The sequence below is a fragment of the Streptomyces davaonensis JCM 4913 genome (genome assembly GCF_000349325.1).
Lineage (GTDB): Bacteria > Actinomycetota > Actinomycetes > Streptomycetales > Streptomycetaceae > Streptomyces > Streptomyces davaonensis.
The window spans coordinates 2087616-2103118 of record NC_020504.1; the positions used below are offsets into that span (position 1 = coordinate 2087616).

The following is a 15503-nucleotide window of genomic DNA, read 5'->3' on the forward strand; positions in this document are numbered from 1 at the left end:
CGTTGGGTCGGCGCGCCCCTCTTCGTCACTTCACGTCCCCCGCGAAGATCGACTCCTCCGACTCCCAGTCGGGCGAAACCTCGACCTGGAGGAAGATCTCCTTCTTCGGCAGCTCGCAGGCCCAGGGCACGGAGAGCGAACGGCCCGCCAGGATGCGGGTGTCGGGGAGGCCGTCGAGACCGTCGTCGTAGATTGCCTCGCCCTCCTTGCCCTCGTCGCCGTAGGCGCAGTTGACGGTCATCTGGTTGGCGTCGACCGTCGCGTCGGAGTTGTTGACCACCTTGATGGTGAACTTCACGTACGGCGTGTTCTCCGGGGCCGCGTAGTCGCTGGACACTCCGCGACCGAACCCTGAGAGGCTGACCTCGACGTCGTTCTCGTAGGCCACGGTGTCGGTGAGGCTGTAGGCGTCGCCGCTGCCGGCCTCCTCGGCGGCGGGCTCGGATCCGGCGTCCGACTCCGCGCCGCCCTCGCCCTCGCCCTCGGCGGCCGGGGCCGTCTTGGTGACGGTGACCGTGGGCGCGGGCTTGGCCTCGCTGTCGCCGCTGACGCCGGCCGTGACGGCGGAGGCGATCACCGCGGCGACCACGGCGGCGGCCGTGGCGATCAGGGCCGTGCGCGGCCCCTTCGGCGGCGGGGGCGCGACCGGCGGCCCGTATCCGGGCATCGGCGGCGGCGTGAACTGCTGACTCATGATCCCCCCAGGGAAGTGGTGCTGAAAAGTGAATCTTCCCTGGGGAGTCATGAAATGTGTAGATCACGTGATGAAACTGTGCTCAGGGCGCGTACACCGCGGGCCGCGGAGCCGTGGCCATGCCGTTGCCGAGGAAGAAGCTCGGGTGCGGGGGCTGGTTGTAGGCGGTGTTCTGCCAGGCGAGACCCGTGCGATACATCGTGTCGTGCAGCAGGGTCGTGATCTTCGTGCTCGTCTCGTGCGGTGTCGAGTAGATCCGCAGGGCCGTGTTGCTGCTGGTCGGCCAGATGACCTCCTCGCGCCAGTCGCCGAGGATGTCGCCGGAGAGCGACGGTGTCGCCTTGGTGCCGTTGTTGGAGTGGACCGACGCGCCGGTCAGCAGCCGGGTGTCCGACGAGGTGCCGTACTTGTCGATCCGGGTGCCGTCGAGGAGTTCACGGACCGTGTCCCCGTCCCACCAGGACAGGAAGTTCACGGACGAGGGCTCACGCCCCTTGGTGGCACCGGCCTCGTCCCTGATGCTGCTGTCCGAGGCCGACCACATCTCCGCGCCGTCGTTCCCGGCGTGGATGTCCCCGGCCACACCGCGCCCGTTGTCGCAGCAGGCGGCGAGCTTCCAACGGACCGCGCCGTTCGCGGGGTTGAGGTACAGCTCGGCCGGCTGGGACGTCGACTCGGAGACCTTGAAGTACTCCAGGCCCGTGGTGGACGGGTCGAGATCTCCGAGGTGCTGGGCGTCGCCGTGCCCGGTCCTCGCGGTCCACAGCCCGCTGCCGTTGTCGTCGACGGCCATCGAGCCGTACACGATCTCGTCCTTGCCGTCGTTGTCGACGTCCCCGACGGACAGACTGTGCGAGCCCTGACCGTCGTACCCTTTGCCGGAGTTGGTGGAGGAGTTGGTGTCGAAGGTCCAGCGACGGGTGAAGGAGCCGCCCCGCCAGTCCCAGGCGGCGATGACGGTACGGGTGTAGTAGCCGCGCGCCATGATCAGCGAGGGCCGGGAGCCGTCGAGGTAGGCGGTGCCCGCCAGGAAGCGGTCCACGCGGTTGCCGTAGGAGTCGCCCCAGGAGGAGACCGTGCCGCGTGCCGGGACGTGGTCGACGCTCTGCATCGCCCGGCCGGTCCGCCCGTTGAACATGGTCAGGTACTCGGGCCCGGACAGGACGTACCCACTGGAGTTGCGGTGGTCCGCCGACGAGCTGCCGATCACCGTGCCGCCGCCGTCCACGGTGCCGTCGGCGGTCTTCATGGCGACCTCGGCCTTGCGGTCGCCGTCGTAGTCGTAGACCTGGAACTGCGTGTAGTGGGCGCCGGAGCGGATGTTGCGGCCCAGGTCGATCCGCCACAGCCGGGTGCCGTCGAGCTTGATGCCGTCGACGACGGTGTTGCCGGTGTAGCCGGACTGGGAGTTGTCCTTGGCGTTGGTGGGCTGCCACTTCAGGACCAGGTCGAGGGCGCCGTCGCCGTCCAGGTCACCGACGGAGGCGTCGTTGGCCTCGTAGGTGTAGGCGACGCCGTCGGGTGTGGTGCCGCCGGCCGGCGGGGAGATCGGGACGTCCTTGTATCCGGTGCGGAACTGGATCGCGTGGACGGAGTCGCCCTGCTCCACGCCGTTCACGATCGCGCGGACCGTGTAGTCGGCGTGCGCGGGGGCGCCGGAGTGGAAGTAGTTGGTCGAGCCGGTGATCGGCGTCGCGTTGACCTTCGTACCGGCCCGGTAGAGGTTGAAGGAGACGCTGTCGGGGTCGGTGCCGAGCCAGCGCCAGCCGACCAGGTTGCCGCTGCCGGTGTACACGCTGACCACGCCCCGGTCGAGCGCTTCGACCTGGCGTGCGGTGGCGGCCTCGGCCGGGCCGGCGCCGGTCAGCGAGGTGAGTCCGGCGGCGATGAGCGCGGCCGTGGCGCCGAGCGCGGAGAGAACGGCCCTGTGTCGTCTGCGGTGCCTGTGCGGGTGCATCATGAGACGTACCTCCTGGGAGGACGGATGGGTTCCGTTCCCCCTCAGTCGCCGCCGTCATCCGTGAAGTTGCCGTATTTTCCGGCCAGTTCGGCGACGGTTCGGGCGATCCTCGCGCGCAGTTCGGCGGGCTGGAGCACCTCTACGTCCGTGCCGAGGCGCAGGAACTCGCCGTGCGCGTGGTCGACGGACTCGATGGGGACGGTGGCGCGGGTCCAGCCGTCGGGCTCCGTACGCAGGTCGCGGGCGCTCGGGAGGGTCCGGCCCGGAGCCAGCCGGACCACCGCCTCGCTCCGGTGCAGCCGGTCGTGGAAGTCGCGCTGGTACCGGGTCCAGTAGGCGGCCAGGTCGAAGCCCTCGGGGCGGCCGAACTCCTCGCCGGAGGCCGTCAGTCGGAGGATCTGGTCGACGCGGAAGGTGCGCGGGCCCGGTCCGGCGACGACGTACCAGCGGCCCGCCTTCAGGACCAGTCCGTACGGTTCGAGGCGGCGCTCGACGTCGGTGGGCTCACGCCAGCGCCGGTACAGGATGTGCAGGACCCGGCTGTTCCACACGGCGTCGGCGACCGCCGGGAGGAATGGGGTCTCGTCGCCGTCGGCGTACCAGCCGGGGGCGTCGAGATGGAAGCGGGCACTGATCCGGTCGGCCTGGACCGGGAGCGCGGCGCGCACCTTCAGCTCGGCGGCGGCGAGCACCGAGCCGAGGCCCAGTTCGGCGGCGGGGCCCGGGACCCCGGCGAGGAAGAGGGCCTCGGCCTCGTCGGCGGTCAGCCCGGTGAGGCGGGTGCGGTAGCCGTCCAGCAGGCGGTAGCCGCCCGCGTGCCCGGCGTCGCCGTACAGCGGCACACCGGCCGCGCTCAGCGCCTCCACGTCCCGGTAGACCGTGCGCACGGAGACCTCCAGCTCCTCCGCGAGCTGGGCTGCGGTCATCCGGCCCCGGGTCTGGAGCAGCAGGAGGATCGAGACGAGACGGCTGGACTTCACTGACACAGGATGTCAGTGAAGCCCTCCTAACGTGCGGGGCATGCCCTTCACGGAGAAACTGCTGACTGTTCCGCCACCGATCGAGGTGGCGGGCCGACGGATCAAGCGCTACCACGTCACCACCGACCCGGCGGGCATCGCGCCGGAGGTGGCGCAGGCGGCGTACACGATCCTGCCCAAGCTGCTGCCCGAGCCGGACGGCACACCCGCGGCGACCTTCGTCGTGCTGCACCGGGGCGGCGACGACGGCGCCTATCTCAACGCCTACAGCTGGGTGTGGGACAACGTGCTGCACTTCCGGGGCGCGGCGGCGGGCCAGCCGGTGCTCGGCTGCCCGGACCTCGACCCGGCGCACTTCATCACCCCCGAGCTGCCCTGGATCGGCTGCGTCTGGGAGCTGTCGCCGATCCTGCACGAGCGGGACGCCTGGGTGCGGCACATCCTCGCGCCCGAAACCCCCGACATCGAGGCCTACTTGGCCGATTCCCTGCCCGAAGGCACCACAGGAGACCGTTCATGAGCACCGCGCACGACTTCGACTTCTTCCACGGCGACTGGCAGGTCGCCCACCGCCGCCGTACCGACTTCCTCGACCCGGACAGCGACTGGGAGGAGTTCACGGGCTCCTCGCGCTGCTGGAGCCTGTTCGACGGTGCCGCGAACATCGACGAGATCGACATGCCGCGCCTCGGCTCGAAGGGGCTGACCCTGCGCCTGTTCGACCGCGAGACGAAGCAGTGGTCCCTCAGCTGGTCCTCCAGCAGGAGCGGCAAGCTGTTCCCGCCGGTACTGGGTCGTTTCGAGGGCGAGCGCGGCGCGTTCCACGGCGACGACACGCACGACGGCAAGGACGTGCGGGTGCGGTTCGTGTGGTCGGGCATCTCCGCGACCACGGCCCGCTGGGAGCAGGCGTTCTCCCCCGACGAGGGGGAGAGCTGGCTGACCAACTGGGTCATGGAGTTCACCCGGGCTTCCGGAACGCCCGCAGGCTGAACACCGGGTCGGGACGGCGGCGGTCCGGGTCCGGCAGGACCTCCAGCTCGGCGGCGAAGCGTTCGGTGAGCGGGGCGCCGGGCGGCAGCTGGGTGAACCAGCCCCGGCGCAGATCGGCCGCGGTGCCACGGGGGCTGCGGCCCTGACCGAGGCCCGTGAAGCTCGCGCCGCCGACGAGGTCCAGGCCCTGCTCGGCGGCGCGGGCCTCGACGCGGGCCGAGGCGTCCGGTGCGTCCCGGCGCGGGCGCGGTGCGAGCACGGCGTCGATGTCGCTGCCGACGTCATGGGCGGCGGCCTTGTCGACAGTGGTCACATACACCCCGCCGGGCCGCAGCACCCGGGCGCACTCGGCGACCACCGCGCCCATGTCGTCGCCCCGGTCCAGCAGGTGCAGCAGCCACACACTGGTCACCGCGTCGAACGTCCCGTCGGGAAACGGCAGCCGCCGGCTGTCCGCCAACACCACCCTTCCGGGCAGCCGCGCGGCGGCCATCCGGGCCATCCCGTACGTCAGATCCGCGCCCGTCACCCGCAGCGCGGGCCGCGCCGCCGCGAGCCGCCGGGTGACGATGCCGGTGCCGCAGGCCACGTCGAGGAGGCTTCGGGCACCGTCCGGCACCAGGCCGAGCACCGCGTCGGCCGCGGCGGCGGCCCGGGGCTCACCGCCGCGCGAGGAGTCGTAGACGTCGGCTTCCTTGTCGTAGTCGAGCACGCGCCCCTCACTCGGCCCCGTGTCCCGGAGCCAGCGCCTCCACCCGGGCGGCCAGCTCGAAGTCCTTCTCGGTGACCGCGCCGCCCACGCTGTGGGTGTTCACGGTCAGGGCGACCTTGTTGTAGCCGAGCGTGAGGTCGGAGTGGTGGTCGAGCTCGTCCTGGACCTGGGCGATGTGCACGACCAGCGCGGTGGCCGCGAAGTGCGAGGGGAGCCGGTAGCCACGGGCCAGGCGGTCCCCGTCGAGCGACCAGCCCGGCAGTTCCGCGAGGCGGTCCTCGATCTCCTTCTGCGACAGCGGTTCGACGGCCATGACGCCGCTCCTTCCGGGGCTGGGGGTTCCCTTCCAGACTGCCACAGGGGGACCGCCGAAGCCCTGGTCAGAAGGGGCGGCATGCCGGATATGGCGATTCGTCGACTACCGTCGTGGCATGACCACCACTCCCACCGACCGGGGCGTCGGCCCGCTGCTGCGGGCCTGGCGGGAGCAGCGCCGGGTCAGTCAGCTGGAACTGGCGCTGCGCGCCGACTCCTCCGCCCGGCACATCAGCTTCATCGAGACGGGCCGCTCCCGGCCGAGCGAGGACATGGTGCTGCGGCTCGCCGAGCATCTGGAGGTGCCGGTCCGGGAGCGCAACGCCCTTCTGCTGGCGGCCGGTTACGCGCCGCGCTACTCGCAGACCCCGCTCGACGACCCGGCGATGGACGCGGTGCGCGCGGGCATGGAGCGGCTGATCCAGGGCTATGAGCCGTACCCGGCGATCGTGGTGGACGCCATGTACAACGTGCAGGCGGCCAACCGGGGCATCCTGATGCTGCTGGAGGACATCCCCGAGCAGCTGCTCGCTCCCCCGCTGAACGCGATGCGCCTCACCCTCCACCCGGAGGGCTTGGCGCCGCGCATCCGCAACCTCCGTGAGTGGCGCGGCCACCTGCTCGCCCAGATGGAACGGCAGATCGCCCTGCACCGCTCGGAGCCGCTGCGGCAGTTGTACGAGGAGGTGGCGGCTTACCCGGTGCCGGAGGAGGACCCGAGCGAGGAACCGGCGGAGCCCGTCCCCTACTTCGCCCTCCCGATGCTGATCGAGCACGAGGGCCGGACGCTGTCGTTCATCTCCTCGATCTCCACCTTCAACACCCCGATGGACGTGACGGTCGCCGAGCTGGCCATCGAGACTCTGCTCCCGGCCGACCCGGCGACGGTCAAGTACCTTCAGTCACTCATGCCCTGACGTGCCTTCAGCGCCAGGTGCTGGAGCGCGGCGAAGCCGGCGACGGTGAGCGCCTGGAGCACCGTCCACACCGCGCCGGTGGTGGTCGGCGACAGCCACACCGCGAGCGCGACCAGACTGAGCGCGGCCCAGGCGAAGTTGGCCTCGATCACCACCCGAACGGGGAGGACGGCGGGCTCGGGGCGGGACGCGAGCCAGCCCACGGCACCGGCGTACACGGCCAGAAACACGCCGAGTTCGAGCAGCAGCGCCCGGTCGACGCCGAACAGGTCGCCCAACGGACCGGAAACGGCAAGGTAGGCAAGGGCGTTGGCGCCGGTCACCACGGCGTCGAGGGCGAGGAACCGGCGCAGCACGGTCCGCGGGTCGGAGGTCCGGGCAAGCACGGCAAGCTGGGTTGCGGACATGACGAATCACCCTCCGTCGGGTCGGTTGTGAAACGGGAACCGGGGCAGTGGCAGGCGGGTTCCGGATCGGAGTGCGCCGACCCGGAGCCCGGTGACTCAACGATCGCGCGCCCGTCGTGCCTGGTCGATTACCTCCCGGGTAATGCCGGGCCCGGCAGTGGCGAGCGCCTCACCGCCGAACCTGTGAGAGCGCAAGCGGAACGTGGCACACTGCACGGGTACTTCGGCGCGTAGGGGAGGCGTGGCGTGAGTGAGCGGCGGCCTGCGCCGACCGTGGGCCAGGTGGTGCTCGGCAAGCGGCTTCAGGAGCTCCGGGAGGCGGCCGGACTCAAACGCGAGGAAGCCGCGAAGGTCCTGCGAGTGGCCTCGGCGACGGTACGGCGGATGGAGATGGCCGACGTCGCCCTGAAGATCCCGTACGTACAGGTGCTGCTGGAGACCTACGGCGTGCCCGAGGAGGAGGCGACGGCCTTCGTCTCGCTGGCCGAGGAGGCGAACCAGCCGGGCTGGTGGCAGCGGTACCGCGACGTACTGCCGGACTGGTTCAGCATGTATGTGAGCCTGGAGGGCGCGGCGCGGATGATCCGCTCCTACGAGCCGCACTTCGTGCCGGGCCTGCTCCAGACCGAGGACTACGCGCGCGCCGTACTGGAAGCGGGGACGATAGGCCAGACCGGGCCGGAGTCCATAGAGCGGCATGTGGCCCTGCGCATGGAGCGGCAGCGGCTGCTGGAGGGCCCGGACCGGCCGCACATCTGGGTCATCATGGACGAGACGGTGCTGCGCCGGCCGGTGAGCGACCACACGTCGGTGATGCGCGAACAGCTCGACCGGCTGCTGGAGTTCGCCGACCGGGACCAGGTCACGCTTCAGATCGCCGAGTTCGCCCGCGGCCCGCACCCCGGCACCTATGCGCCCTTCACCCTCTTCCGGTTCGCCGAGCCCGAACTGCCGGACATGGTCTTCACCGAGTATCTGACCGGCGCGCTGTACCTGGACTCCCGCACGGAGGTCGCGGCGCATCTGGAGGTCCTGGACCACATGTCCACGGGTGCCGCCTCAGCCGACCGCACGAGAAAGCTCCTCAGGGAGCGCCGCGCGGACTTCTGACGTCGCACGCACGACCCCGCACACACGACCCGGATTCACGACCCCCGAGGAGCGCACACCGTATGACCGACATCGACACCAGCCGGCCGCACCCGGCCCGGGTGTACGACTGGTGGCTGGGCGGCAAGGACAACTACCCGGTGGACGAGGAGCTGGCCCGGCGGATCCTCGCCGTGGACGGCACGGTGCTGCGCGGGGCGCGCGCCAACCGCCGGTTCATGCACCGGGCGACCCGGACCGCCGCCGAGGCGGGGATCCGGCAGTTCCTGGACATCGGCACCGGCATCCCGACCGAGCCCAATCTGCACCAGGTGGCCCAGTCGGTCGCCGCCGACTCGAAGGTGGTGTACGCCGACAACGACCCGATCGTGCTGCGGCACGCGGAGGCGCTGCTGCACAGCTCCGCCGAGGGCTCCACGCACTATCTGCACGCGGACGTCCGGGACCCCGACACGATCCTCGGGCAGGCGGCCGTACACCTGGACCTCGACCAGCCGATCGCCCTGTCGCTGGTGGCGCTGACCCACTACCTGGGTGAGGAGGCCCACGGCCTGCTGAAGAAGTACGTCGCCGCCCTCGCGCCCGGCAGCTTCCTGGTGCTGTCCCAGGTCACCCCTGACCTGAGCCCCGAGGCGATCGAGAAGGCCGCCGAGCAGTTCCGCCGCAGCGGCACGCCCTTCCACCCCCGCTCCCTGGCCGAGTTCAGCCGCTTCTTCGAGGGCCTGGAGCTGCTCGGCCCCGGCGTGATCCCGGTGACCGGGTGGCGTCCCGAGCCGGAGGACGTGGCCGCCCAGGCCGAGGGCATCGTGCCGGTGTACGCGGGCGTCGCCCGCAAGCCGTGACCTGCAAACCCTGACCCGTACGGGTGCCGTGAAAAGGTGCGCTCCCTCGCTCCGCCCTAGGTTCAAGACCACGGGCAAGCAAGGGAGCGCACGTGACCGACACCCAGATACCGCCCACCGAGCCCGGCGCGGCGCTGCTGAAGGCGGGCAGGTTCTTCCGGCCCGGCACCCCCGCACCCGATCTGCACAGCATCGAGCTGACCGGCGGTCGCGAGGCGGACTCCTTCTACCGGGACCGCTGGAGCCACGACAAGGTCGTGAACTCCACGCACGGCGTGAACTGCACCGGCTCCTGTCGCTGGAAGGTGTACGTCAAGGACGGCATCATCACCTGGGAGACCCAGCAGACGGACTACCCGAGCGTCGGCCCCGACAGCCCCGAGTACGAGCCCCGCGGCTGTCCGCGCGGCGCCGCCTTCTCCTGGTACACCTACTCCCCCACCCGCGTGCGCTACCCGTACATCCGCGGTGTCCTGCTGGAGATGTACCGGGAGGCGAAGGCCCGGCTCAAGGACCCCGTCCTCGCCTGGGCCGACCTCCAGAGCGACCCCGAGCGCCGCCGCCGCTACCAGCAGGCCCGCGGCAAGGGCGGACTGGTGCGCGCCAACTGGGACGAGGCCGTGGAGCTCGTCGCCGCCGCACACGTCCACACGATCAAGACGTACGGCCCCGACCGCATCGCCGGGTTCTCCCCCATCCCCGCGATGTCGATGGTGTCGCACGCGGCGGGCGCCCGCTTCCACTCCCTGATCGGCGCCCCGATGCTGTCGTTCTACGACTGGTACGCCGATCTGCCGGTCGCCTCCCCGCAGGTCTTCGGCGACCAGACCGACGTACCGGAGTCGGGCGACTGGTGGGACGCGGCGTATCTGATGATGTGGGGCTCGAACGTCCCGGTCACCCGCACCCCGGACGCGCACTGGATGGCGGAGGCCCGCTACCGGGGCCAGAAGGTCGTCGTGGTGTCGCCGGACTACGCCGACAACACCAAGTTCGCCGACGAGTGGCTGCACCCGCACCCCGGCACCGACGGTGCCCTGGCCCTGGCGATGGGCCATGTGGTGCTGAAGGAGTTCTTCGTCGACCGCGAGACACCGTTCTTCACCGACTACGTACGGAAGTTCACCGACCTGCCCTTCCTGGTGACGCTCACCGAGCGGGACGGCGCCCATGTGCCGGGGAAGTTCCTGCGCGCCTCCGACCTGGGCCAGGGCGGCGAGGGCGCCGACTGGAAGACGGTCGTCCTGGACGAGGTGACCGGCCGCGCGGTCGTCCCCAAGGGTTCTCTGGGCTTCCGCTGGACCGAGTCGGGCAAGGGCGACTGGAACCTCGAACTCGGCGACATCCGACCCCAGTTGAGCCTGCACGGCAGCCAGGTCGCGACCGGCGTCGAGGTGCTGCTGCCCCGCTTCGACAACGGAGAGGGGCAGGGGGATGTCCTGCGCCGCGGCGTCCCCGCCACCCGCCTCGGCGGCGCCGACGGCCCGCTGGTGACAACCGTGTACGACCTGCTGCTCGCCCAGTACGCGGTGGCCAGGCCCGGTCTGCCCGGCGACTGGCCCTCCTCCTACGAGGACGCGGACTCGCCCGGCACGCCCGGCTGGCAGGAGGCGCACACCTCCGTCCCGGCGGCCAAGTGCGTGAAGATCGCCCGGGAGTTCGCGCGGACCGCCGAGCGCTCCAAGGGCCGCTGCATGATCCTGATGGGCGCGGGCACCAACCACTGGTTCCACTCCGAGACGATCTACCGCGCCTTCCTCGCGCTGCTCCAGCTCACTGGCTGCCAGGGCCGCAACGGCGGCGGCTGGGCGCACTACGTCGGCCAGGAGAAGTGCCGCCCGGTGACCGGCTGGGCCACTCTCGCGGCCGGGTCCGACTGGTCCCGCCCGCCGCGCCAGATGATCGGCACCGCGTACTGGTTCCTCAACACCGACCAGTGGCGCTACGACCGGTTCACCGCCGATGTCCTCGCCTCACCGCTCGGCGAGGGCCGCTTCGAGGGCATGACGGGCGCGGACTGCCTGGCCCTGTCGGCGCGTTCGGGGTGGATGCCGTCGTATCCGACCTTCGACCGCAATCCGCTGGAGCTGGGCGAGGCGTTCGGCGATCCGGTGGCCAAGGCGGTGGCCGAACTGCGGGCGGGCACGCTGAAGTTCGCCTGCGAGGACCCGGACGCGCCGGAGAACTGGCCGCGCGTGCTGACCCTGTGGCGGGCGAACCTGCTGGGCTCGTCGGCGAAGGGCGCCGAGTACTTCACCAGGCATCTGCTGGGCACCCAGTCCTCGCTCAGCGCCGCGGAGGCGCGGCCGGAGGAACGACCCCGCGATGTGACCTGGCGGGAGGAGGCACCCGAGGGCAAGCTCGACCTGCTGCTGTCGCTGGACTTCCGGCAGACCTCCTCCACCCTGCTGTCGGACGTCGTACTGCCCGCCGCGACCTGGTACGAGAAGCACGACCTGTCCAGCACGGACATGCACCCCTACGTGCACTCCTTCTCCCCGGCCGTCGACCCGCCGTGGCAGGCGCGCACCGACTTCGACACCTTCAAGGCGCTGGCCGAGAAGCTCAGCGAACTGTCCGAGGGCCATCTCGGGGTGCGCAAGGACCTGGTGGCCGCGCCGCTCCAGCACGACACCCCCGCCGAGACCGCCCAGCCGGGCGGAGTGGTGCGGGACTGGAAGCGCGGCGAGTGCGATCCCGTGCCCGGCAAGACCATGCCGAACCTGGTGGTCGTGGAGCGCGACTACACGAAGATCGGGGCGAAGTTCGGCTCGCTCGGCCCGCTGGTCGAGCAACTGGGCCTGCCCGCAAAGGGAATCGCACTGAGGCCGGACGAGGAGGTCGAGCACCTCCGGCACCTCAACGGCGTCGGCTTCGACGGCCGCCCCGCCCTCGACACGGCGGTAAAGGCGGCGAACACCATCCTCGCCCTGTCCGGCACCACCAACGGCCGCCTGGCGACCCAGGGTTTCCACACCCTGGAGGCCCGCACCGGGCAGGAGATGGCCCACCTGGCCGCCGAGCACGAGGGCAAGCGTGTCACGTACGCCGACACCCAGGCCGCTCCGGTGCCGGTGATCACCTCGCCGGAGTGGTCGGGCAGCGAGTCCGGCGGGCGCCGCTACACGGCGTTCACGCTCAACACCGAGCACCTCAAGCCCTGGCACACCCTCACCGGGCGCCAGCACTTCTTCCTGGACCACGACTGGATCCACGAACTGGGCGAGGCACTGCCGGTGTACCGGCCGCCGCTGGACATGAACAAGCTGTTCGGCGAACCCCGCATCGGCCCGGACGGCAGCCGGGAAGTGACGGTCCGTTATCTCACCCCGCACAACAAGTGGTCCATCCACTCCGAGTACCAGGACAACCTGTTCATGCTGGCGCTCTCCCGCGGCGGCCAGAACATCTGGATGTCCCCGCAGGACGCCGACGCGATCGGCGTCGCCGACAACGACTGGATCGAGGCGGTCAACCGCAACGGCGTGGTCGTGGCCCGTGCGGTCGTCTCGCACCGGATGCCGGCCGGCACGGTCTACATGCACCACGCGCAGGAGCGCACGGTGAACGTGCCGAAGACGGAGACGACCGGCCTGCGCGGCGGCATCCACAACTCCCTCACCCGTCTGATCCTCAAACCGTCCCATCTCATCGGCGGCTACGCCCAGTTGTCCTGGGCGTTCAACTACCTGGGCCCGACGGGCAACCAGCGCGACGAGATCACGGTGATCCGCCGCCGCGGCCAGGAGGTCGAGTACTGATGCGTCCGATGGCCCAGATCGCCATGGTGATGAACCTCGACAAGTGCATCGGCTGCCACACCTGCTCGGTCACCTGCAAGCAGGCGTGGACCAACCGGCGGGGCATGGAGTACGTCTGGTTCAACAACGTCGAGACCCGGCCCGGCCAGGGCTATCCGCGCCGCTACGAGGACCAGGAGCGCTGGCGCGGCGGCTGGGAGCTGAACAAGCGGGGCGCGCTGAAGCTCAAGGCGGGCGGGCGGCTGCGCAAGCTCGCCGGGATCTTCTCCAACCCCGAGCTCCCCGAGATCAAGGACTACTACGAGCCCTGGACGTACGACTACAAGAACCTCACCGACGCCCCGCTCGGCGACGACTATCCGGTCGCCCGGCCCCTCTCGCAGCTCGACGGCAAGCCGACGAAGGTCGAGTGGTCCTCCAACTGGGACGACAGCCTCGCGGGCGCCCCGGCCTACGGCGACCTCGACCCCATGGTGGAGCGAACCCGGCAACAGGCCTCGGACAAGGTGCGGTTCGAGTACGAGCAGACCTTCATGTTCTATCTGCCGCGCATCTGCGAGCACTGCCTCAACCCGTCCTGTGTGGCCTCCTGTCCGTCCGGCGCGATGTACAAGCGGGCCGAGGACGGCATCGTCCTGGTCGATCAGGACGGCTGCCGCGGCTGGCGGATGTGCGTGACCGGCTGCCCGTACAAGAAGGTGTACTTCAACCACCGCACCGGCAAGGCGGAGAAGTGCACCCTGTGCTACCCGCGCATCGAGGTCGGACTGCCGACGGTCTGCTCGGAGACCTGCGTGGGGCGGCTGCGCTATCTCGGGGTCGTCCTCTACGACGCCGACAAGGTGACGGCCGCCGCGTCCGTGAAGGACGAGAAGGCGCTGTACGAGGCCCAGTTGGGCGTCTTCCTCGACCCCGAGGACGAGGAGGTGCGGCGGGCGGCGGAGAGCGCCGGGATCCCGTACGACTGGCTGGAGGCGGCCCGCCGCTCCCCCGTGCACGCGCTGATCAGCAAGTACCGGGTGGCGCTGCCGCTGCATCCGGAGTACCGCACGATGCCGATGGTCTGGTACATCCCGCCGCTGTCGCCGGTGGTGGACGCGCTGTCGGAGTCCGGGCACGACGGCGAGGACGCGGGGAACCTGTTCGGCGCGATCGACACCCTGCGCATCCCGCTGGAGTATCTGGCGGAGGTCTTCACCGCGGGTGACGTAGGGCCGGTGCGGGCCTCGTTGGAGAAGCTCGCCGCGATGCGCTCCCACATGCGCGCCCTCAACCTCGGTGAGGAGCCGGATCCCGCGCTCCCGGCCGCCGTGGGCATGGAGCCCGGCGAGATCGAGGCCATGTACCGGCTGCTGGCCATCGCCAAGTACGACGACCGGTATGTGATCCCGACGGCCGCCATGGGCGACGCGCGCCGACTGGAGGAGTCCGCGCTGCCGGAGGGATGCAGCCTGGACTACGAGGGCGGGCCCGGTATGGGCGGCGACGGGCCGTTCGGCCAGGACTCGGCAGGGCGCAAGCTGCTGCCGGTGGTGTCCGTGGAGAACTTCCACGTGCTGCGCAAGCGGCAGACCTCGGACGACACGGAGGAGACCTGATGCCCTCGGACGCGGTGTTCTACCAGGCGGCCGCGCTCTGCCTGACCTACCCCGACGACGACTTCCGCGCCCGGCTCCCGCTGCTGCGCGAAGCCGCCCCGCAGCTACGGGAGTTCACCGACCACGCGGCGGTGACGGACGCCCAGGAGCTGGCCGCGCACTATGTGCGGGTCTTCGACTTCAGGAACCGGCACAGCCTGTACCTGAGCTGGTGGCGGGACGGCGACACCCGGCGGCGCGGCATGTCGCTGGTCCGCTTCAAGGAGGTCTACCGCGAGCACGGCCTGGAGTTCAGCGGCGAGGAGCTGCCCGACTTCCTGCCCGCGGTGCTGGAGTTCGCGGCCCGCACCGGCAACACCGACCTGCTCACCGAGCACCGTGACGGCCTGGAGCAACTCCGCACCAGGCTCACCGACTTCGGCACGCCGTACGCCTCCGTCCTGGACGCCGTGTGCGCCACGCTGCCGACCGCATGCACCGGGGTGCGCCGATGACCACACTCCTCTGGGGCGTCCTGCCGTACGTCGCCTTCGCCCTGCTCGTCGCCGGACTGATCTGGCGCTACCGCTACGACAAGTACGGCTGGACCACCCGCTCCTCACAGGTGTACGAGTCGAAGCTGCTGAACATCGCCTCGCCCGCCTTCCATTACGGGATCCTGTTCGTGCTGGTCGGCCATGTCGTCGGCCTGTTCATCCCGGAGTCCTGGACGGACTCCGTCGGCGTCAGCGAGCACACCTACCACCTGTTCTCCCTGTACGGCGGAACCGCCGCCGGGATCCTCACGGTCGTCGGGATCGCGCTGCTGGTGTACCGCCGCCGGACCCGGGCGCCGGTGTTCCGGGCGACGACGGCCAACGACAAGCTGATGTACCTGGTGCTGGTCGGGGCGATCGTGATGGGCATGGTCGCCAAGCTGAGCCACGCCTCGGGCGACGGCTACAACTACCGCCACTCCATCGCCCCGTGGGCCCGCAGCCTGTTCACGCTGAGCCCCGACATCGACCGTATGGAAGGCGTCCCGGTGCTGTACCAGGTGCACGCGGTGATCGGCATGGCGCTCATCGCGCTGGTGCCGTACACCCGGCTGGTGCACATGTTCAGCGCGCCGGTGCAGTATCTGTTCCGGCCGTACGTGGTGTACCGCACCCGGGACCCGGAGCAGCTCGGTCCGCGCCCGGAGCGGCGGGGCTGGGAGCGGGCCGGGTCCTAGG

Annotated in this window: 15 protein-coding genes; 9 read left to right on the forward strand and 6 right to left on the reverse strand. The window is 70.6% G+C overall.

Annotated features, from left to right (window positions below; genetic code table 11):
• Window positions 1–25: 25 nt before the first annotated feature.
• From BN159_RS09160 to BN159_RS09170, 3 genes are all read right to left on the reverse strand, one after another.
• Entirely contained in the window at window positions 26–694 is a 669-nt protein-coding gene (locus BN159_RS09160) for a hypothetical protein (RefSeq protein ID WP_015656662.1), read from the reverse strand.
• Window positions 695–776: 82 nt separating this feature from the next.
• On the reverse strand, window positions 777–2654 hold the full coding sequence (locus tag BN159_RS09165; RefSeq protein WP_015656663.1) for a rhamnogalacturonan lyase: 1878 nt from the start codon (window positions 2652–2654) through the stop codon (window positions 777–779).
• A gap of 41 nt (window positions 2655–2695) precedes the next feature.
• Window positions 2696–3634 carry a helix-turn-helix transcriptional regulator gene (locus BN159_RS09170; protein ID WP_015656664.1) on the reverse strand — a complete coding sequence of 313 codons (939 nt, stop codon included), beginning with the start codon at window positions 3632–3634 and terminating at the stop codon, window positions 2696–2698.
• 40 nt (window positions 3635–3674) lie between these two features.
• Here BN159_RS09170 and BN159_RS09175 point away from each other — a divergent pair, with 40 nt between their 5' ends.
• Entirely contained in the window at window positions 3675–4154 is a 480-nt protein-coding gene (locus tag BN159_RS09175) for a hypothetical protein (protein ID WP_015656665.1), read from the forward strand.
• Window positions 4151–4627, forward strand: coding sequence for a hypothetical protein (locus tag BN159_RS09180; RefSeq protein ID WP_015656666.1), 477 nt, complete (start codon window positions 4151–4153; stop codon window positions 4625–4627). The genes BN159_RS09175 and BN159_RS09180 overlap by 4 nt, the downstream gene beginning before the upstream one ends.
• Here the strand turns inward: BN159_RS09180 and BN159_RS09185 are convergent.
• Both BN159_RS09185 and BN159_RS09190 read right to left on the reverse strand, forming a co-directional pair.
• Window positions 4596–5339 carry a class I SAM-dependent methyltransferase gene (locus BN159_RS09185; RefSeq protein WP_015656667.1) on the reverse strand — a complete coding sequence of 248 codons (744 nt, stop codon included), beginning with the start codon at window positions 5337–5339 and terminating at the stop codon, window positions 4596–4598. The two genes, BN159_RS09180 and BN159_RS09185, sit on opposite strands and share 32 nt — an antisense overlap.
• 7 nt (window positions 5340–5346) lie before the next feature.
• Window positions 5347–5652 (reverse strand): 4a-hydroxytetrahydrobiopterin dehydratase, encoded by a 306-nt coding sequence (locus BN159_RS09190; RefSeq protein WP_015656668.1) that lies wholly within the window; start codon window positions 5650–5652, stop codon window positions 5347–5349.
• Between the two features lie 118 nt (window positions 5653–5770).
• On the opposite strand from BN159_RS09190, the gene BN159_RS09195 reads away from it, so the two are divergent.
• Window positions 5771–6571 carry a helix-turn-helix domain-containing protein gene (locus tag BN159_RS09195; protein ID WP_015656669.1) on the forward strand — a complete coding sequence of 267 codons (801 nt, stop codon included), beginning with the start codon at window positions 5771–5773 and terminating at the stop codon, window positions 6569–6571.
• Here the strand turns inward: BN159_RS09195 and BN159_RS09200 are convergent.
• Window positions 6553–6978 (reverse strand): hypothetical protein, encoded by a 426-nt coding sequence (locus BN159_RS09200; RefSeq protein WP_015656670.1) that lies wholly within the window; start codon window positions 6976–6978, stop codon window positions 6553–6555. The two genes, BN159_RS09195 and BN159_RS09200, sit on opposite strands and share 19 nt — an antisense overlap.
• 246 nt (window positions 6979–7224) lie before the next feature.
• On the opposite strand from BN159_RS09200, the gene BN159_RS09205 reads away from it, so the two are divergent.
• The 6 genes from BN159_RS09205 to narI all read left to right on the forward strand — a co-directional run bounded on the left by BN159_RS09205 (window position 7225) and on the right by narI (window position 15502).
• On the forward strand, window positions 7225–8088 hold the full coding sequence (locus tag BN159_RS09205; protein WP_015656671.1) for a helix-turn-helix domain-containing protein: 864 nt from the start codon (window positions 7225–7227) through the stop codon (window positions 8086–8088).
• Window positions 8089–8150: 62 nt separating this feature from the next.
• Entirely contained in the window at window positions 8151–8930 is a 780-nt protein-coding gene (locus BN159_RS09210) for an SAM-dependent methyltransferase (RefSeq protein WP_015656672.1), read from the forward strand.
• A 92-nt stretch (window positions 8931–9022) separates the two neighbouring features.
• Window positions 9023–12691: a nitrate reductase subunit alpha gene (locus tag BN159_RS09215; protein WP_015656673.1), complete on the forward strand. Its 3669-nt coding sequence runs from the start codon at window positions 9023–9025 to the stop codon at window positions 12689–12691.
• Window positions 12691–14289 carry a nitrate reductase subunit beta gene (narH, locus tag BN159_RS09220; RefSeq protein WP_015656674.1) on the forward strand — a complete coding sequence of 533 codons (1599 nt, stop codon included), beginning with the start codon at window positions 12691–12693 and terminating at the stop codon, window positions 14287–14289. The genes BN159_RS09215 and narH overlap by 1 nt, the downstream gene beginning before the upstream one ends.
• Window positions 14289–14783, forward strand: coding sequence for a nitrate reductase molybdenum cofactor assembly chaperone (gene narJ, locus BN159_RS09225; RefSeq protein ID WP_015656675.1), 495 nt, complete (start codon window positions 14289–14291; stop codon window positions 14781–14783). Before narH ends, narJ begins: the two co-directional genes overlap by 1 nt.
• Complete coding sequence (gene narI / locus BN159_RS09230; protein ID WP_015656676.1) at window positions 14780–15502, forward strand: respiratory nitrate reductase subunit gamma; 723 nt, start codon at window positions 14780–14782, stop codon at window positions 15500–15502. Before narJ ends, narI begins: the two co-directional genes overlap by 4 nt.
• Window position 15503 lies beyond the last annotated feature (1 nt).